Below are 20602 nucleotides of genomic sequence, written 5' to 3'. Positions count from 1 at the left end.
CGGTTTTACTGCTGCAAATCAATGACTAATTGATCTTTACCTTGGTGCTTAGCCTGATAAAGCAGATTATCGGCTCTCACAATCATCTGGTTTAAGTTTTTATCAGTGTCGGCACTGTAGTTTGCTACCCCCATACTGAAGGTAATTTCAAGTGAATCTGGCACACAGCTAGGTATAAGCAATTGTAACTTAGCCCTTATTCGCTCAAATACATCCTGCATGCTTTCTGCTCTAGCGGCATCAAATGCAAGCAACCACTCTTCTCCGCCGTAGCGCCCAAACTTATCATGATGACGAATAGCTTGCTCACAGGCTTTGGCAAAAGCAATGAGTACCTCATCACCCACTTCGTGGCCATAAGTATCGTTAATCTGTTTAAAATTATCGATGTCGAGCAAAGCAATGCAAAAACCGTTTTTGTCGGCAGTTTCAAATTTTTGTTTGGCCATATACAAAATGGAGCGGCGATTAGGGGCTTTAGTGAGTAAATCGATATGCGCAAGCTCTTTGTAGCGATTACGCTTTTGAATTTGTTTAAACAAAATATACGCTAATATTGCAAACAACAGCAGGCTTGCAATACTCAGAGCTAGCCAAACCTGCTCTAGCTGTTTTTGCTGAGAAATTAGCTCAACATTGAGTGCATTTTCTCTTTGCAGCGCCTCATTCTGACGGTCTTTGAGGTCTGAGTCGAATTCAATTTTATAGCGTTGAATTTGCTCAACTTCCGCTTTTCGAAACTCGTCTGCTTGAATGTCTATCACCTCCTCAAGCAAGGTATAGGCCTCTTGGTAATTTTCTTTCGCGAAAGCTAGTTTAGACTGCTGGCGTTTATATCGCTGATTAATGTTATTGAGATTTAGCTTAATACGATACTCGTTTGCTTGGTCTAGCGTTGTTTGTGCTTGCTCTAGTTTACCGAGCTCAATATAGGCATGTGTTAAGTCTATTAATGATTGAACATGCATGAGATGCAAGCCAGCGTCATAGAATATCGGCACAATCTTCTCTGTTACATCAGCCGACGCTTGCCAGCGACCTTGTCTCAAAAATATACGTGCTCTTAAAGATTCTGACCACGCCACGCCTATCTCATCATTAAGCGCTTTATTCATTACTAAAGTTTGCTCAATACTTTGCTCGGCGGCCTGATAGTCTTCAAGGTCATAGTACGCCGTTGCAATGTTGTATTGGATGATGGATTCGGTATAGGTGTTGTTGGCGCGCCGGGCAAAACCAATGGCTTGCTCAAACGATTTTAAGCCTTCTTCTGTATTGCCAAGTGCAATATTGATATTGCCTAAGGTAGACAACACTGAGCCTAAACCCAAATTATTCTCGATAATTTCAAATTTGTCGTACGCTAATTTGAGTAGCTCAATGGCATCAATAAAATTTTCGGCATCAAAATGACTGTGAGCCAGAGCTAAATACATATCGCCCAAAACACCATTGTCTTCTATTAAAGGGGCAAGATTCAGCAAGGCCTCACGCTTATTCTCGTTTTGCATAACCTCGCCGAGGGCATCTGAGATAGACAGTTCGAGCATCTGAATTTTCGCTTGAACCAGTACACTGTTATTAACCGACTCAATATCTACTTTTGTGAGCAGACTCTCTAAGGTGTTTTTGGCCTCAGTCTTGGCATCGATATTAAACAAGAAATTTGCTTTTTCTAGGGTCACTTCTAGATAGGCTTGCTGCCAGCTGTTTTGCTCACTAAGAGCTTGAAGTGCAGTGAGGCGCTTAACTATCTGCTCGGGCGGTAGTTCGCCGTTTTCGGTTAATCTGGCCAAACCGTTTATAACTGCCTCTTCGCTTTGAAAGTTTTGCGTAAGCGCATTGGCAGGGGATTGTTCATCAACATGTGTTTGCGTTTGTGCAATAGCGGCGCCAGTAGTGGCAAGCACCATCAGCGCGATTAGAGGCAAAAAAGACGCCGATGCTCTTAAAGCAAGTGCCTTGAGTGTGCACGATACAGCCGTGGCCGCCGTAGATGGTGCGGTCATAAGGCTTAGTACAAACGAATAGATGCGTTCGACGAGCAGAATAACAACCTTATTGACGATTTAATGACTTCCTTAGAGCTTATACGCAGGACGACTTAAGTTCAATCTTGCCAATAGCTTGCTGTCCATTTAATACACAAATTTAACGCAAAAATTGTCATATTTTTGTAGCTATCTGCTCTTATAATAACTAGTCTAATGTACAGCTTGACTAAAACTATAATAACCTTATCAGGGACAATACCATGCAAATGAAAGCACTCTCATTGTTGGTAGCAGGATGCTTTGCAACTGCTGCGCAGGCCGACGTGTATATTTCGGAGTATATTGAAGGCTCTTCAAACAACAAGGCGATAGAAATTTATAACGGAAGCGCAAATTCGGTTGACCTTTCGACCTACTCTCTCAACTTCTTCTTTAATGGGAATGAATCTGCCAGTACCGTGATTAATTTAGCGGGCACGCTAGAAGCAAACTCTGTATATGTGGTGGCTGATAACGATGCCAACGCAGATATCTTGGCAAAGGCCAACCTAACTAACGGTTCAGGATTTTTTAATGGTGATGACGCCATTGAGCTTAAAGACGGCGACACGGTCATAGATTCAATTGGCCAAGTTGGCGTAGACCCAGGCTCTAGTTGGCAAAGCGGTGATGTGTCAACACAAAACACAACTTTACTTCGCATAGATGCAATCAGCCTCGGCGATAGCGATAGCTCAAATGAATTTGACCCCTCTGTAGAATGGAGCGCATTGCCCCAAGACGATATTTCAAACCTCGGCACCCACAAAGGTTGCTGCGATGGCGGTGATGACGGTGGCGGCGGCGATGGAGGCGATGGTGGTGACAGCGGCGCTACATCTGGCGCTCCCCTTATGTTGACCGCTGTATTTGACGGTCCATTAAGTGGCGGCGTGCCCAAAGGCGTAGAGCTTTATGTCACCGAAGACATTGCTGATTTGTCGGTATGTGGATTAGGCAGCGCCAATAATGGCGGCGGCAGCGATGGTCAAGAATTCACCTTTGATAGCGGTGTAAGCGCCTCTGCAGGCGACTTTATATATGTAAGCTCCGAAAGCAATGGCTTTACCGAGTTCTTTGGTTTTGCCCCTAATTTTGTGACCGGCGCAATGTCAATAAACGGCGACGATGCAATAGAGCTCTATTGTAACGGCGAGGTCATTGACCTCTTTGGTGATATTGACGTTGACGGCAACGGCGAAATTTGGGAATACCTCGACAGCTATGCATATCGCGTGTCAGAAACGCTTGCTTCACCTACTTTTGTAGCCACTGATTGGGTCTTTGCTGGCGCAAATGCGCTAGACGGGGCCAGCAGCAACGACGGTACTATTCCTGTAGGCAGCTTTGAGTTTGCCGCAGGTTCGTTGTTCTTTTCAGAATACATTGAAGGCAGTAGCAACAATAAAGCCTTAGAAATCGTAAACTTGACCGGTACTCAACAAACTCTCACCGGCAACTACAGCGTTGAAATTTACTTCAACGGTAGCGCTAGCGCAGGTCGTACAATTGGCCTTGAAGGTACTGTTGCTAACGGCGACGTATTTGTACTAGTGAACGACAGAGCGACTCAAGAAGTTATTGACGTAAGCGACCAGCTCACAGGTTCGCTATCTTTTAACGGCGACGATGCTGTGGTGCTGCGCGGTCCGGCCGGCGAAATACTCGATGTTATTGGGACCATAGGCGAAGACCCAGGCTCACAATGGGGTCAAGGCGACGCTAGCACGGCTGACAATACACTGCTTCGTAACACAAATATTCGCATTGGCGACACCAACCCTGACGACGCGTTTGACCCGAGTGTTGAATGGAGCGGTTTACCCCGTGACTCATTCGCTGACTTAGGGCGTTTTGGTGATAACGGTGATGATGGCGGCGACGGCGGTGAGCCTGTCGCCTTAGGTCAATGCGGCGACGATGCTGTGCTAATAAGCGCGATTCAAGGCACGGGCGACGCCAGTTTAATGACCGGTACCGAACTTGTTGTGGAAGCGTCGGTTACGATGGTTGCTCCAGGCTTAGAAGGCTTTTTCATTCAAGAAGAAAGCGCTCAGTCTGACAACAACCCAATGAGTTCAGAGGGTATATTTGTATTTACCGGCGGCAGCGAGATTACTGTTAATGAAGGAGAGTTAGTTCGTGTGCTGGGCACAGTAAATGAGTTCTTTAACAAAACTCAAATTACTGCCAACGAAGTGTCAGCGAGCTGCGGCACGGGCGAGTATGCCGTCACCGAGCTCACACTTCCGCTAGCAGAGGGCGAAAGCTTTGAAGCATTAGAGGGCATGGCGATTCGGTCAAGCCAAGCGCTAACAATCATTAGCAACTTCACTTACGCCCGATTTGGTGAGGTTGAAGTAGCCTCAGAACGTTTGTTTAATCCAACGCATTTACATACCCCAGGTTCGCAAGCGGCCATCGATTTAGCCGCAAGCAACGCCCGTAATAGAGTATTGCTTGATGATGCCCTTAACGGCGCGCCTGAAAATCTAGACCTCAATGGCGAATTTTCAGCGCAAAATACGCTGAGAACCGGCAGTAAAGTGAGCGGTATTGACGGCGTAATGGACTATGGATTTAATGCCTATCGCATACAGCCAAAAACGGCTCCTGTGGTGCAGGCATCGTTACGTCCTGATGCGCCTAGTGTAGAGGGTGATTTAAAAGTAGCTAGCTTTAACGTGTTAAACTTGTTTAACGGCGATGGGCAAGGCGGCGACTTCCCTACATCTCGCGGTGCTGACGACGTAGCAGAATATGAGTTACAACTAGCTAAAATTGCCAATGCAATTGTTGCACTCGACGCGAGCGTGGTGGGCCTGATGGAAATTGAGAATGACGGCTTTGGCCCGAATAGCTCAATTGCGCAGCTAGTAGACGCCTTAAATGAGCGCGCTGGCGAAGGGGTTTATTCGTTTATAGATGCCGGTGAGCCGCAAGGAACCGACCAGATCACGGTTGGCCTAGTATATCAAAGCGCTGAGGTTACGCCGGTTGGTGCATTGCGCGTGCTTGATGAGAGTAATTCAGTGGCCGACGAAAACGGTCCGCTGTTTAACACTCGACGCAACCGTCCTTCGTTTGCACAACAGTTTAGTCCTGTTGGCAGCGATGATACCTTTGTGGTTAACGTCAATCACTTAAAATCAAAAGGCAGTGGCTGCGGAGCCGGTGATGATAGCGCCGACCAAGGTAACTGTAACGGCACTAGAACACGCGCCGCTAAAGCCGTTCATATTTGGCTTGCGTCGATATTTGCCGATGAGCCTGTATTTATCGTAGGTGATTTAAACAGCTACGCAAAAGAAGACCCTATTGCTGAATTACAAGGCGCAGGCTTTGTAGACTTAGCAAGAGATTTCGATGGACCTACCGCCTACAGCTACACTTTTAGGGGCGAATTTGGCTCATTAGATTATGCCCTAGCTAACAGCAAGGCTCGGCCCTTAGTTAAAGACGTGCTTGAGTGGCATATTAATGCTGATGAACCTATCGCGCTTGATTATAACGATGAGATTTCTCGAAACGTTGACAAGCCTGAAAGCTTCAGAGACGACTCGGTATATCGTTCGTCTGACCATGACCCGGTGCTTGTAGGCTTTAGTTTTGAGGCACCTACTCCACCTACTCCGCCTGCTGTTCCCGGCGACGTAAACGGCGACGGTGAAGTAAATCCAAGCGACTACGCTGCGATTTATCGTATACTTGGTGCCAATAGCGGTGATGCGAACTTTAATCCGGCTGCCGATCTTAACCAAGACGGAACGATTAACTTTCGCGACTTAAAAACATGGTTCTTCACCTATAGAAACTAAAAATAGCATAGAAAGTTAGTCGCTTTGTTGTGTAGCCTCAGATGGTAATTAACATCTGAGGCCACAAATAAAAACACTAGCAAAACGAGTCAAGGCTCACCGTTGTTCACGGTGGGCCTTTTTTATAAGACTTTTTTAAAAAGTATGTATGTTATGTAAGCAAGTACATTGCGCTTTTTAGCAAGCTAACCTACTCTGAATGTAGTGGTTTTTTTTAAATTGGAGATACCATGCAGTCGCTTAAAGTTATTGATCATATGAAGCGCCGAACGGTGAAGTTGACCGTTGATATGCCTGTGGCGGAAGCAGTGGAAGCCCTACTGCTCGGTAAGCAAACTGGCGCAGGGGTAGTAGATAAAAACAATCAGCTTGTAGGCTTTTTATCAGAACAAGATTGCTTAAGCCGCATGATCACCTCGAGTTACTACCGAGAGCAGGTAAGCCTAGTCAAAGACCTCATGCAAAGCCCTGCGCTGTCGGTAAAAGGCTACGACTCAATTTTAGAGCTTGCGCAAACCATGCTTAAAGAAAAACCCAAAGTATATCCGGTGGTAGACGACAACGGCGAACTCCTTGGCTCAATAAGCCGCTCGGAGGTGCTTAACGCCATTGATATGCATCTGCGCGACGGCTATAAAAAACCGGTATAAATAAGTGAAAACGGTGTACGGTTTTGGTCTCTCGATATTTACAAACAGCAGGCGCAGTTGCGCTTATGTTTGCTCATTTTCCCTACACCGGGATTAAAGGTATTGGTTGGGTCTAACGCACGATAAAAGGCTTGCAGCGGTGCTTCGGCTTCATACAAATGCCCCACGTTATGTTCTGCAGGGTATTTCGCACCGCGCTGGTCAAGCACTTCTAGCATCGCTTTTTTCACGGCTCGAGCATCCGCGCCCTTTTTCAATATGTAATCTTGATGAAATACATGACAGAAAAAGTGACCGTAATACAGGCTCTTTTCTATTTGCGACGCAATGTTTGGCGAAAGATGCTCTACCCAATTTTCTTCGTTGCGTTTAAGGGCAATATCTAAGGCTAAAATATCGCCCAACTTCTTGCCATGCAGCGTGTGATACCGCATGGCCGCTCCTGCCGCCGCAAAGCGATGCAAAAACGCAGCCGACGCCTCTTGTTCATTACATTCAAAAAAGCTGCCTTCGTTATTAGCTTGTGCAAAAAACTCGGGCAAAAACGCACGCGCCTCATCAATTCCTCCGTCGCTCATTTTAAGAATGAGATGATGCTCGAAGCGCTGATGAAAATCGTCCATTCGATGTGGTAGATGCTTAGGAAAACACTTTGCAATGCCCTGCATTACGCGGTCGGTTAAATACTTAGGCAAAAACGACAGTTTATTGAGCACTGCATCAATTCGGCCCTTTACTGCAAATAAGCGCGGCATAGCGTCCGTGCCGAAATGTTTCACACTTAAAAAAGTGTCTTTGCCGTAAGCTTCAGACACGCTATAAATATCGCGATGCATATATTCACCTACCTCGGGTACACAGGTGAAGTCTGTTAACATGGTGCGGCGAATGCGGTTAAGCACCACCGGGTCATTCGTGCCAATATAAAAAGCCTGCTCTTTTGACGGTACGGCGAAGGTATCTAGACGCAGCGCAAACACGGCCAATTTGCCGGCACAGCCACTTGCTTCGTAAAGTTTAGAGGGGTCTGCATTGAAGCGGCTTGGGGTATCGGCATCTACGTCTTTTACTTTGCTAATATAGTCTGATGCGCTAGCTTGTTTACGCGATAGATCACCGGCTATCTCTAGGGCTTTTGAGAATTTCCCGTTTTCGAGGTTTTGCAGTATTTGCTCTGGTGTAGTGCCAAGCTCTATACCCAAATGATTGATCAGTTCAAGTTTTCCGCTCTGGTTTACCCGAGCAAAAAGCGCAAGTTCAGTGTAAGCAGGCCCGCGTTTTACCAATGCCCCGCCCGAATTGTTTGCCACACCCCCAACAACAGAAGCCCCTAAGCAGGATGAACCAATAACGGAATGCGGCGCGCGCTTAATGGGTTTTAGGGTTTTTTCGAGTTTGTGCAGCGTGGTACCAGGAAAACTCAATACTTGCTCACCGTTACCCAGCAGAACTAAGTCGTCCATTGCCAAGGTATTTATTACCACAACAGGGCGATCGTATTCGCTTCCGCTAGGGGTTGATCCCTCGGTTAAACCGGTATTGGCCGCCTGCATAATAATGATGCAGCCATGTTCAACACAAATTTTTAGGGCCGACCAGTATTGCAATAAGTTTTGAGGAAACAATACACAAAGAGCATCACCACCTCCTGAGCGCCAACCGCTTCGGTAGTGTTCAGTTTTGCGCTGATTACTTGCAACGTTTGCTCGCCCTAAGGCGCTTTCTAATGCGAGAACAATATGCCTGTGCTTCATTCATTCTACCTATATCTGCGGCCTGCACCCATGCGTATTTGCCAAATCAAACATCGTGTTACGACTATGCACTTTTTAACAATGCGGGTAATAGCTGCATTGCCGTTTCAAGCATATCAGACACCGCCTCGCTTGATTGCTGCCCTCTTGCAAGGACGGCACTACCTTGAACCGTGCCGTTAATAAAGCGCGCAACTGCTGCAGAATTAACACTACTTGCCACATCTCCTGCTTCCTTACCCTGCTCTATACGCGCTGTAATCATCGCTTCGTTTTTGTCGTGAAGGGCTTTTATCAGGCGGCTGATGTTTGAATCGGCATTGTCTACCTGTATCGACGAATTAGCAATGAGGCATCCATTCATCTGCCCGCAACAGTGCATGCTTTTATTCATTAAAAGCAGTTGCGTAAGTGCATCTAAGGTAGAAATGGGTTGGCTGAATATATCGTTTAATATTCGTGCATAGGGCGCATGATAGGTTTCTAAAACTTCACAAAACAGCGTTTCTTTATCGCTGAAGCTCGCATATAAACTTGGCGGCTTTAACTTTGTTGCCTCGCACAATTGTGCAATCGAAGTTGCTTCAAAGCCTTTTTCTCTAAATAACTGGCATGCTTTTACAATCACGTCGTTACGGTCGAACTTAGACGGACGCCCTCTTGATTTTTTTATTTTTGTATCGATCACTATTTTATTAATTGACTTTGTCTTTTGATGCTCGTATTTTATTAGCGAATGCTAAATAAATCAATTAGGAAAAAACAATGAACAGATTTACCAATAAAGTAGTGCTACTCACAGGCGCCAGCAGAGGCATTGGCGCACAAACCGCAAGGCGTTTTGCCGCCGAGGGCGCAAAAGTAGCGGTTGTGTATGGCGCATCAGCCGACGCAGCGCATGCCGTGGTGGCAGAGATTGAGGCCGCTGGCGGCATTGCAAAGGCCTTTCATGGCGATGCATTGGTGCCTGCCAATATGGCTAAGCTGAAAGACGAAGTGCTTAGTACGTTTGGCCAAATCGATATCTTAGTAAACAACGCTGGGATTTTTGAGGGCGGTATGATTGGCAATAGCCAAATAACTGATTTAGACAGGATCATTGATGTAAACATTAAATCGGTTTATGCCCTCACCGAAGCCGTGGCGCCTGTTCTGCCAGAGGGCGGCCGCATTGTGAATCTTAGTTCGTGCTTAGGCGAGCGCGGCACCTTTGCGGGTGCGAGCATGTATACCATGTCGAAATTTGCAGTAAGCGGATTAACTCGTGCGTGGGCGTGGGACTTGGCAGACCGAAAAATCACGGTTAATGCGGTATTACCTGGCCCCATTGAAACCGATATGGGCAACCCAGATGCAGCAGGCATTACTGCGCTTAAACGCCTCGGTTTACCTGATGAAGTGGCCGCATCGGTGCTGTTTTTAGCCTCCGACGAGGCCAGTTATATTACCGGTGCTCAACTCGCTGTTGATGGTGGTGCAAATGCTTAAAGCGGCTGTTTGCTGATCACTCTCTCGATTGATTAATCACTAGGCTCATCACTTTCATACTTGAGCCTAGTGATACAACACTTAACACAGCCATAAGCAAAGCGGTGCCGGTTTTGTCAAAGGGCAGCAGGCTAGTCGCAATGACAACACCCACCAATAAGATGGTTGAAAGCACCATCACAGCAAAATAATTACTTAAATCGAGTTTGCCTTTAATTACCAGATACATCGGAATTTACTCATGTTTTAGTTATGCGTTTGGTTGTGCATTAGTATCTTGGTATCGGTTATTTAGCGTATTTCTTAACTCGCATAGTTTTTTTGAAGCCCAAGTGATATAAATTATCAGGCTGAACAAGTTGCTTAGCGTAGTTTAGCCTCAGTTGAGCTCGCCGCAGGGCGTATTGGCCGGTGGCGATAGCACAATACTTGGTTGCCAAATACGCTCAAACAGCTTCTTTAAGCCACTCATATCAGGGCGTGAACTATACTGCTCAACATCAACGGCTTTGGGGCCGTTTATACTGCGCTCAGCCACTTTAAAGTTAAACACATAGTTACACTGCGTACCCATGCGCAAATCTGACATTACAATCGCACTTTGCTGCTCACTTACCGAATATAGCCCCTTAGTAAACCAACGTAATCGTTGAACATGCCAGTTATCTTCCAATCCGTCGAGCAGACCTTCTTGACTTGTAAATTGCGTAACACTTACCTGTTCAGGCGTATCAAAAACTGACGCATACACCTCATAGTAACCCTCATCCGACATCACAACCGCCCGCCACAGCAAAGTAGTAAAAGGAGCTGGGGTGCTCATGTAGGCGCCGGCTACAATGTTGTTGTTTGCGAGTGTGCGCTCAATTTTGTGATTAATGTACTGCTGCGCCACTAAAGACCACGTAATGTAGAGTGTGCAGAGCCCCAAACCAATAAGGTTAAGGCGTTTCGCTTTCCGATAGGGCAAGCGCGGCAATAAAGCGGCTATAAAACCCATCAGTAGCGGAATAGTGACCAATAAATCGATAATAAATAAATTAGCAATACCAAAGGGATATTCAGTAAGAGGCCAAAATAACTGGGTGCCATACACGGTAAAACTATCAAGAATGGCGTGGGTCGATAAACATAAAAACACCAAAAGCATGCACTGCTTAAAATAAGGCCGCGCAGAAGCATGGCACTTAGTCATTAACCAAGCGATTAACGGTGTAACAAGCACATGTACCAACAGTGAATGGCTAAAACTCCGATGATAGGTAAAATCAGAAATCGCATCACCGTAAGGAATAAACACGTCTAAGTCAGGCAAGGTGCCAAGGGCAGCGCCCCACAATGCCGCTTTTGCGCCCATTTTTCTTCCCATCACGGTGTATGCTACCGCGCCGCCTAGCGCTACTTGCGTTAATGAATCCATTGTAATTGCTCTTATATGCTGGTGTGCACGCTAATATTGTTCGTCAACTATTTAATGGCGCGTGCAATAAAGGCCTGAACACTGTCGCTTATTTGCGGATTTGCAAAGGCTGGGCTAATAAAGCTCGGTGGCTTTAAGTAATCCTTTTCTACCAAGCGATTAATCACCGGTAAGTATTCTATAGCTGTTTTGCCGCATAAAAGATTAGAAAAATTTGGACTGTGTTCATAAGCGTTAAGCATTTCATGAAAACCGCGCAAATACACATAGTCTTTGGTGAATCCTCCGCCGCGATAGACCCGCGCCGTGATAGTAAACGCTTGCTCATCTGACGCCTGATATTCTTCTTTGAGCAGTAAAAAAGTCGTTTTAAAACTCTTTTCTTTTATCATTGAATTCACTGCCATGACTCTGAGCGCCAAATTGCGTAAGCGTCCAACTGTCAAACACCCTGCCATATACTCGCTTAAAATCGCTAAACCTTCTTGTGTTTTTGTATTGTAGGGGCAGCCCAGAGACAGCACTCGCAGTGGCTGGCGACGGCCGTTTAAGGTAGTTGCTAAATGCACACCAAGCTCGTGGTGCGCAAGCGCTTTCATATCAACAGGGCTAATTTTTGCCTGCGAGTTAATTTTTACCGTGGTGCCAGACACTAGCGCTTTAGAAATCATGTTGTCGTCGAGCTTTACGCTATGCTCGTAGCCTTGCTCTGTGGCAAAACTGCGTAAATAACGCTCAATGTCTTGTGCGTTGAGTAAGCTGCTATCGTCTTGTTTATCGTAGGGCAGATGCAGCACAAAGGCCGCGTTTCGGATGTCTTTTTCAGAAGGTTCGCCATAATATCTGAACGAATCATAAATAAAGTCGGCGCTGCCAATCGACACCACTTGGTCAATTTTATCGATAAATGAATTTATTACTGCTGCGTAGAGCTTAACTAAGTCTTCATCACCAAGGCTTTCAATGGGTAGATTAAATAACTGCCTTTTTAGCGAAAAAGCATCGAGGGAGCGCGGTTTATAGGCAAACTCTGGCTCGCTTAAGTAATTGTTAGCAAAAAAGTCAACACGCTGCTGCTTAAAGTTAATCGGCGAAATCGCATCTAAAATTTCAATACCGCTCACCAAGGCATGAAGCTTGGCATCGAGGTCTAACACTGCTTGTTGTATCACTTTGTAGGCACCGTGGTTTATTGCATTAAAAGGGTTTTACGCCCGTTAGTTTAGCAACAAATGTACATAAACGCTTAACCCGTAGCCCAGCGCAATCGCCCAGCTCCATTTTAAGTGCCCTATAAATGAATACTGGCCTTTGGTTTGGCCCATCAGGGCAACGCCGGCGGCAGAGCCAATAGATAACAAACTTCCGCCTACACCTGCGGTGAGAGCCACCAGCAGCCATTGTTGTAGGTCCATAACCGGCGCCATAGTGAGTACCGCAAATACCACCGGGATATTATCGATAATGGCCGACAGTATACCCACAAAAATATTGGCGTAAGTAGGATCCCATTGGGTATACAAAATTTCAGAAATCATGGCTAAATATCCCATGAATCCGAGACCGCCCACACACATCACTACGCCATAGAAAAACAGCAAAGTATCCCACTCCGAGCGCGCGATTTTGTCAAAAATATCAAAGGGGACGATATTTCCCAAGCGCGTTAGCGCCTCATTGTCGTTGTTGCGCTCTGCAATAGTGCGCTTTTTATCAAGGGAGCGCGGCAAGCTCTGACGCAAATAAAAGGCAAAAAACTTCAAATAACCCAAGCCCATCATCATACCGAGCACTGGCGGCATGGTAATGAGGCTATGCACCGCCACTGCGGTAGCGATGGTCAGGATAAACAACACAACAATGCGTTTTGCGCCGCGCTTTAACACAATCGATGTATTAATAACGGGGGCGGTTTTTTGATTGGAGACAAAAAAGCTTAATATTAGTGCTGGCACGGCAAAATTTACCAACGCCGGCACAAATAACACAATAAACTGCTCAAATTTGACCCAGCCCGCCTGCCAAATCATCAACGTTGTAATGTCGCCAAAGGGGCTGAATACGCCGCCAGCGTTTGAGGCAACTACGATATTGATACAGGCAATATTAATGAATTTCTGATTATTGCTAGCCACTTTCAGCACAATGGCGCACATCAACATGGCGGTTGTCAGGTTATTTGCAAAGGCAGAAATGGAAAACGCTAGAATGCCGGTCAACCAAAATAAGCCTCTTAAGCTTAAACCGCGGGCAATCATCCAGACACGCAAACTGTCAAACACATTGCGCTCTTCCATCGCGTTTATATAGGTCATCGCCACCAGCAAAAACAATAGCAGTTGGGCATATTCTAATAAATTATGGTTAAACGCCTCTTCGGCTGCTGCTGGAATGCCGTGCTGAGTGTATATCCATCCAATCACAATCCAGATAATGCCCGCTGCCACTAGTACTGGTTTAGATTTGCGAATATGTAGAAACTCTTCACCCACCACTAACAGATAAGCAATAAAGAACACTGTAACCGCGGTAAATCCGGCAAAGGTGTAGGTAAGATTTATTTCACCGGCTTGGGCTGCAAATGCCGCGGGTGATAGAAGTATGAGGGTTAAAGAAAAGAGCAGGTGCTTCAAGAGGGTCTCAACGGAGGACTTTTGGTGCGCGCAGTATATAACATCTTCGGTGTGCTAAACCACGCCAATAGACGATAGTATTATGAAGATAAGTTTGCGTGATGCGGCTAAGCGGCGCTTTCACGCCGCTTAAGCTCGTCGTTTTTGCGCGCAGTCTTATACACGCTGTCATGTACGCACAGGCATGCCATTGTGCAATATCCCGCAAAATAACCGATAGCGCGCTAACTTAGACATTAAACAGACACTTGGTTTTGCCTGAGCGCAAGAGCCGCTTCCACTAGATTTTCAAGGGCACTTTTCACCTCAGGCCAAGCTCGGGTTTTTAAGCCGCAATCGGGATTTACCCAAAGCCTTTCGCTGGGCAATTGGTCCATAGCGCGCTTCATTAACGATTCAATATCTTTAACCGATGGAATGTTCGGACTATGAATGTCGTACACGCCTGGGCCAATGCTGTTAGCATACTTAAAGTCATTAAATGCATCTAATAGTTTCATTTGCGAGCGCGCGGTTTCGATAGTGATTACATCGGCGTCCATACGCTGAATATCAGGCAAAATATCGTTAAACTGGGAATAGCACATATGCGTGTGAATTTGCGTTTCGTTTTTTACCCCGCCCGCTGAGAGTTTAAACGCATCTATTGCCCACGATAGATATTCTGTCCACTGAGCCCGCTTAAGCGGCAAGCCCTCTCGCAGCGCAGCCTCGTCAATCTGAATAATTTGCGTTCCATTCGCTTCAAGCTCCAATACTTCTTCGCGCACGGCGAGCGCTATTTGCTTAGCGGTAAGAGCGCGCGGCTGATCATCTCTTACAAATGACCAGTTCAAAATCGTGACTGGCCCTGTGAGCATTCCCTTTACCGGTTTTGCAGTTAAACCTTGTGCAAAGCGTATCCATTTTACCGTCATGCTCGTTTTTCTGCTTATGTCTCCGTAAATAATGGGAGGTTTTACGCACCTTGAACCATAGCTTTGTACCCAAGCAAAATCAGTGGTGAGCATGCCGTTCAAGTAAGACGCAAAATATTCAACCATGTCATTGCGCTCCGCCTCGCCATGCACCAAAACGTCGAGACCAATTTCCTCTTGCTGCGCAATACATTGAGCAATATGCTGCTCTAGCCCTTTTTCATATTCATTGAGCGTAATTGCGCGAGCTTTGTATTGCTGCCTTAGCTTTCGTATTTCGGGTGTTTGCGGAAACGAGCCAATAGTAGTTGTTGGAAATTGGGGTAAGTTTATAAGGTCTGCCTGCTGAGCATAACGCTGAGTAAAGCTTTTATCACGAACATACCAACTAGGCTCAATAGCATTAATCGATGCCTGAACCTCTGGCCTGCTTCTTAAGGCAGAACGCTTTTTATATTCAATCGCCTTTTTGTTAGCGAGCAAGGCTGCGCTCGCAGCGCCGGGGTTCGGGCCCAAGGCTACCTTTAGCGTGTGCAGTTCTTCGAGCTTTTGTTGCGCAAAGGCCAGCCATGGTTTTACCTGCGCTGGCAGATTTGTTTCGGTGTTAATATCAACCGGAGTATGGAGCAGTGAGCACGAGGGGGCGAGCCATAATAAATCTCCCTTTTTCTGCGCAAGCGCTTGTAACTTTTCTATTAATTCACTTAAGTCTGACACCCATACATTTCGGCCGTCTATCACGCCTAGCGAGAGCACTTGTTCGGGCAACAGTCTATCTGCTAAGGCCGACGCATCAATCTGTGCACGCGTAAGGTCCACATGAATGCCAGCAACAGGTAGTTCGCAAACGAGTTTATAATTGTCGCCCAAATCACCAAAATAGGTCGTTAATAGCAACTTAACTTGCGCATGTTTAAGGACCTCATAGGCGTATTTATAGGCAAATTGCCACTGCGGCGACAACTCAGTTACCAATGCTGGTTCATCTATTTGCACCCAGCTCACGCCAAGTTTTGCGAGCTGGTTTAGTAAAAGCTTGTATTCATTTAGCAATTTATCGAGCAAATCCAACACTGGCGTATTGTCGCTTACTTCACCTAAATATAAATAAGTGAGTGGTCCAATAATCACTGGTTTTACTTCAAAACCCTGACTGCGAGCGTGTCGCACCTTACCTAATAAAGCATCGCTGTTCAGTGAAAATACCGTGTCTTGATTAAATTCAGGCACAATGTAGTGGTAGTTTGTATCAAACCACTTTGTCATCTGAGACGCACTCGCTGCACAGCAATCATTTATGCTAGCTTTGCCGCGAGCTACCCTAAAATAATTGTCTAAACTGTCACGACTTTGTAATGCACGCTGAGGTACATTTGAAAATAAGAAACTGGTGTCGAGCACATGGTCATACAGCGAGAAATCACCCACCTGCACTAAGTCTAAGTGACTGAAGCTCTCAAAACGCTGCGCCTCAAGCGCTTCAATTTGTTGCGTAAAAGCCGGTTTATCAATCTTTTGATTCCAGTAAGCCTCAAGTGCGCGTTTTAATTCTCGGTGCTTGCCGATGCGCGGAAATCCAAGCGTGTGTATTTTAGCCATCTATACGTCCCTCATTTAAGTGTTGAGACATCATAAATAAGCTAATCCATAAAAAATAATGGTATATTCTCATTAAACCATGAATATGACTCATTAATAGGAACGCTATGTTAGAACGCTATCATCTCCAAATTCTGCGCACTGTGGCGAAGCGGGGCACCATTACCGCCGCCGCGCAAGAACTAAACCTCACTCAATCGGCGCTAAGCCATGCCGTTAAAAAGCTCGAGCAACGTTTTAATGTTCAGATTTGGCAAAAAGATGGTCGAAATGTTCGCTTAAGCCCTGCGGGCACAGAAATACTGCAATTATCAAAACGTTTGTTGCCGCAATTTGAATATACAGAGACAAGACTGGCGCAAATTGCTAAAGGCGAGCGCGGTAATTTGCGTATCGGCATGGAGTGCCACCCTTGTTACCATTGGCTATTGAAAGTTGTAAAACCTTTCATGCATACCTTTAATGATGTGGATATAGATGTAAAACAGCAGTTTCAGTTTGGCGCGCTGGGGGCGCTTTTAGAATACGATATTGATATGGTGATCACGCCCGACCCGCTGCATCACGAAAGCATAAAATACATAAAGGTATTCGACTACGAACACGTTTTAGTTGTGTCAACTGAGCATGCGCTCACCAATAAGCAACACATATTGCCCAATGATCTTAGCCATGAAACGCTGATTACATATCCGGTTGAACGCGAGCGCTTAGATATATTTAGCCGATTTTTAACGCCTGCTGGCGGTAATGTTAAACAACACAAGCAAATTGAAGCGACTGAAATCATGCTACAAATGGTTGCGGCAAAAAGAGGCGTTGCGGCGCTGCCTTTATGGTTGGTAGAAGATTTTCAGGCGCAGCTCGATATATGCGCTATACCCTTTGGTCCACACAGAATGCAAAAGTCCATATTTTTAGGCGTGCGTAAAAAAGAAATCATGCCCGATTATGTATCTGGTTTTATAGAGTTTGCTGCTCATGCACAAACACATAGTTAAGCGCTTGGTGCTAGCCAGCTAACCAGCTAACCAGCACCAAGCTACTTGGCTTCATCCTTTAAACTAAATGACAATTTACTCTATTGACGGTCTAGGTTCATCACCTTGGTCCATGCCTTTACAAAATCCTCCACAAATTTTTGCTTAGAAGTATCGTAGGCATACACCTCTGCAACCGCTCGTAATTCAGAATTAGACCCAAAAATCAAATCAACAGAAGTGGCGCTCCACATAGGCTTGCCAGTGCTTCGGTTGAGGCCCTGATATATGCCGTCTTCATCAACTTTTTGCCATACGGTAGACATATCAAGCAAGTTAACAAAAAAGTCATTGCTCAACACACCAGGCTTAGAAGTTAACACCCCATGTTTACTGCCGCTGTGATTTGCATTCAAGGCTCTTAAGCCACCTACCAACACGGTCATTTCTGGCACGCTTAAGTCGAGTTGGTCGGCTTTGTCTATCAGCATCTCGGTGGGCGATTTATAACTTTGCTCGGCGTTGAAGTAATTCCTGAAGCCATCGGCCTCTAATTTAAGCAAATCGAACGAATCAGTATCGGTTTGCGCTTGCGTCGCATCGCCGCGCCCAGGAGTGAACGGTACACTTATATCAAAACCCCCATCCTTTGCGGCTTTTTCAAGCGCTGCACCGCCTGCTAATACAATTAAATCAGCCATTGAGACCCGTTTGTTGCCAAACATGCCACCATTCGCTTTTTCTTGTATGGTGCTAAGCGCCTCTAATACCTTGGCAAGTTCTGCAGGATTGTTCACTTCCCAATCTTTTTGCGGCGCCAGTGCAATGCGCGCGCCATTTGCCCCGCCTCGCATATCGGCATCTCGATAATTAGCAGCCGATGCCCAGGCCACGCGCACCATTTCTGGAACACTTAAATTAGCGTCGAGAATATGCTGTTTCAGAATTTGAGCATCATCTGCGCTAATGGTCGATGCCGTCTCTTCGCTAATCGGGTCTTGCCAAATAAGAATGTCTTTTGGCACTTCCTTGCCTAGGTAATTGCGTCTCGGCCCCATGTCTCTATGAGTTAGTTTGTACCAAGCTTTAGCAAAGGCCAGTTGATATGCTTTAGGGTCTGCCAAAAAGCGCTCAGCGATTTTTCGATACTCTGGGTCGTATTTAAGCGCCAAATCGGCTGTGGTCATGACGGGCGGGTTAAATTTACCCTTTATATGAGCATCTGGCACCGCTTTGTGCAAGGACTCATCGGTAGGTATCCATTGGATAGCACCGGCAGGGCTTCTGGTTTCTTTCCACTCAAAGTTAAGTAAGTTGCTTAAATACAATGAGGTCCATTTGGTCGGCGCTTGGGTCCATGCGCCCTCTAAGCCACTGGTTACAGTGTCTTCAGAATGTCCCTTCCCGCATGTATTTTTCCAACCCAGACCTTGCTCCTCGATGCCTGCGGCACCCGGCTCGGGTCCTACGCAGTCAGCAGGTTTGTGCGCGCCATGCATTTTTCCAAAGGTGTGGCCGCCAGCAATAAGCGCGAGCGTTTCTTCATCGTTCATCGCCATGCGCCCAAAGGCAACGCGAATATTTTTAGCCGAACCAATCGGGTCTGGTTTACCTCTTGGCCCTTCAGGATTGACATAAATTAAGCCCATATGGGTAGCGCCAAGCGGACGCTGCAGCTTACCGTCTTTGTCTTCTCGGTCACTTGCTAGCATCTCGACCTCTGGTCCCCAATACACTAGGTCGGGCTCCCAATCGTCTGCTCGACCACCTGCAAAACCATAAGTCTCAAAGCCCATGTTTTCTAGGGCAACGTTGCCAGCAAGCACCATTAAGTCTGACCACGAAAGATGCTCACCGTACTTTTGCTTAACCGGCCATAATAGGCGACGCGCTTTATCTAAATTGCCATTATCAGGCCAGCTATTTAGAGGGTCAAAGCGTTGCTGTCCACCGCCAGCACCACCGCGTCCATCAAGGGTGCGATAGGTGCCGGCACTGTGCCATGTCATGCGAATAAAAAATGGACCGTAGTTACCAAAATCAGCGGGCCACCAGTCTTGTGACTCAGTTAGCAAGGCGTTGATATCGCCTTTCACTGCATCTAGATCGAGTTTATTGAACGCTTCAGCATAGCTAAAATCAGCGCCATATGGGTTTGAACGCGAGTCGTGATCGCGAAGCGCCGATAGGTCGAGTTGGTCTGGCCACCAAAATTGATTGCTCTTAGCCTGACCTTGTTTGGCCATACCCGTACCCATTGCGCCTTTGGGTTTAGTCATTTCTGCGGTTTCAGCCATGGCGGCACCCGACAAACAGATGCTTGCAACGAGACCCACCAATAAGCGTTTTGAAAATGTGTGTGTGTTCATGCTTATATTCTCTTAGTTTAATGATGCTGGATGCCCACAATGCTGGCACCGTATTATCACGCATGATCGGATGAGGTCTCCGATTCAACATCAGCGTGATCTCAGTATAGGAGGGCTTGTTAAAAAAGTGTTACGAATAAAATCGATTGCGCTAATCGTAATTACAGATTGCGGAAGGTTATATTTATTTACTTATACGATTAAGGTTAGGGCAAACAATGAGCTAAGACTAAATTACGGACAAACGCTCTTTTTTGCCGCGATTAAGCGCTCACAGACGCTCATTTACTTGACTTTTTCCTAATAGAATGTGAATCTTTATGGAATTCGCCAACTGGTCTGACGACGCATATGCTACAAACCATACGCTAAGAGTGGTGACCAGCTGACTACTTATGTTGATTAACGATATGTAAGTAGCATGGAGCGGCGAAATAGAGGGAAGCTTGATACCGTTGATTCAATTTGAATCGCGGCATAAAAATAATTCTCGATACACACTACTTATCAAGGAAACGATCAAAATGAAGCGTATTTTTGGTGCTGCCCTGCTCGGCACCTTTTTTAGTTTCCACGCCTTAGCTGACGTGGTCGTTGTCGTGAGCCCAGACAACGAAGCTGTTTTATCATCGCAGTCGGTAAAACGCATATTTCTAGGTCAAGAAAACGAGTTTTCTACTGGTGAAGAATCTACGCCGGTAAATCAACCTGTTGGTTTACAAGCACGCAACGAGTTCGACAATAAAATCTTGAAGCTAAAAACAGCTCGAGTTACTGCAACATTGTCAAAGCTTGTATTCACTGGGCGAGCACAAATGCCACTTGAAGCAGCGTCTGACGCTGAAGTGATTGAGCTCATTAAGAAAGACAAAAGCGTGATCGGATACATCGATTCATCATCTGTCACCGATGACGTTAAAGTCGTAGATTTAGACTAAGGA

General features: G+C 46.0%; 14 protein-coding genes. 5 read left to right on the top strand and 9 right to left on the bottom strand.

Annotated features, from left to right (window positions below; translation table 11 throughout):
- Positions 1-5: 5 nt before the first annotated feature.
- Positions 6-2009, bottom strand: a complete 2004-nt coding sequence (locus ACFO4O_RS14140) for a diguanylate cyclase (RefSeq protein WP_382409667.1) — start codon at positions 2007-2009, stop codon at positions 6-8.
- Between the two features lie 245 nt (positions 2010-2254).
- Between ACFO4O_RS14140 and ACFO4O_RS14135 the strand changes: the two genes are divergently transcribed.
- Positions 2255-5851, top strand: coding sequence for an ExeM/NucH family extracellular endonuclease (locus tag ACFO4O_RS14135; RefSeq protein ID WP_382409665.1), 3597 nt, complete (start codon positions 2255-2257; stop codon positions 5849-5851).
- Positions 5852-6081: 230 nt separating this feature from the next.
- Entirely contained in the window at positions 6082-6501 is a 420-nt protein-coding gene (locus tag ACFO4O_RS14130; protein WP_382409663.1) for a CBS domain-containing protein, read from the top strand.
- Positions 6502-6539: 38 nt separating this feature from the next.
- Here the strand turns inward: ACFO4O_RS14130 and dld are convergent, their stop codons facing one another.
- Positions 6540-8255: a D-lactate dehydrogenase gene (dld, locus tag ACFO4O_RS14125; protein ID WP_382409661.1), complete on the bottom strand. Its 1716-nt coding sequence runs from the start codon at positions 8253-8255 to the stop codon at positions 6540-6542.
- 64 nt (positions 8256-8319) lie between these two features.
- Entirely contained in the window at positions 8320-8943 is a 624-nt protein-coding gene (locus tag ACFO4O_RS14120; RefSeq protein WP_382409659.1) for a TetR/AcrR family transcriptional regulator, read from the bottom strand.
- A gap of 77 nt (positions 8944-9020) precedes the next feature.
- Between ACFO4O_RS14120 and ACFO4O_RS14115 the strand changes: the two genes are divergently transcribed.
- Complete coding sequence (locus ACFO4O_RS14115; protein ID WP_382409658.1) at positions 9021-9743, top strand: SDR family NAD(P)-dependent oxidoreductase; 723 nt, start codon at positions 9021-9023, stop codon at positions 9741-9743.
- 16 nt (positions 9744-9759) lie between these two features.
- On the opposite strand, the gene ACFO4O_RS14110 is transcribed toward ACFO4O_RS14115, so the two are convergent.
- The 5 genes from ACFO4O_RS14110 to metE all read right to left on the bottom strand — a co-directional run bounded on the left by ACFO4O_RS14110 (position 9760) and on the right by metE (position 16312).
- Complete coding sequence (locus ACFO4O_RS14110; RefSeq protein WP_382409656.1) at positions 9760-9972, bottom strand: hypothetical protein; 213 nt, start codon at positions 9970-9972, stop codon at positions 9760-9762.
- Positions 9973-10122: 150 nt separating this feature from the next.
- Positions 10123-11163, bottom strand: coding sequence for a metal-dependent hydrolase (locus tag ACFO4O_RS14105; protein ID WP_382409654.1), 1041 nt, complete (start codon positions 11161-11163; stop codon positions 10123-10125).
- A gap of 47 nt (positions 11164-11210) precedes the next feature.
- Positions 11211-12335 (bottom strand): flavohemoglobin expression-modulating QEGLA motif protein, encoded by a 1125-nt coding sequence (locus ACFO4O_RS14100; protein WP_382409652.1) that lies wholly within the window; start codon positions 12333-12335, stop codon positions 11211-11213.
- Between the two features lie 45 nt (positions 12336-12380).
- Complete coding sequence (nhaD, locus tag ACFO4O_RS14095) at positions 12381-13796, bottom strand: sodium:proton antiporter NhaD (protein ID WP_382409650.1); 1416 nt, start codon at positions 13794-13796, stop codon at positions 12381-12383.
- Between the two features lie 236 nt (positions 13797-14032).
- Positions 14033-16312, bottom strand: coding sequence for a 5-methyltetrahydropteroyltriglutamate--homocysteine S-methyltransferase (gene metE, locus ACFO4O_RS14090; protein ID WP_382409648.1), 2280 nt, complete (start codon positions 16310-16312; stop codon positions 14033-14035).
- 107 nt (positions 16313-16419) lie between these two features.
- Here metE and ACFO4O_RS14085 point away from each other — a divergent pair, with 107 nt between their 5' ends.
- Positions 16420-17313 (top strand): LysR family transcriptional regulator, encoded by an 894-nt coding sequence (locus ACFO4O_RS14085; protein WP_382409646.1) that lies wholly within the window; start codon positions 16420-16422, stop codon positions 17311-17313.
- A gap of 80 nt (positions 17314-17393) precedes the next feature.
- Here the strand turns inward: ACFO4O_RS14085 and katG are convergent, their stop codons facing one another.
- Positions 17394-19661 carry a catalase/peroxidase HPI gene (gene katG, locus ACFO4O_RS14080; RefSeq protein ID WP_382409644.1) on the bottom strand — a complete coding sequence of 756 codons (2268 nt, stop codon included), beginning with the start codon at positions 19659-19661 and terminating at the stop codon, positions 17394-17396.
- Positions 19662-20185: 524 nt separating this feature from the next.
- Between katG and ACFO4O_RS14075 the strand changes: the two genes are divergently transcribed.
- Entirely contained in the window at positions 20186-20599 is a 414-nt protein-coding gene (locus ACFO4O_RS14075) for a phosphate ABC transporter substrate-binding protein (protein ID WP_382409642.1), read from the top strand.
- Positions 20600-20602 lie beyond the last annotated feature (3 nt).

The sequence above is a fragment of the Glaciecola siphonariae genome (genome assembly GCF_042652645.1).
Classification (GTDB): domain Bacteria; phylum Pseudomonadota; class Gammaproteobacteria; order Enterobacterales; family Alteromonadaceae; genus Glaciecola; species Glaciecola siphonariae.
Note: the sequence above shows the minus strand (reverse complement) of the source record. Positions and strands in the feature narration are given on the sequence as shown.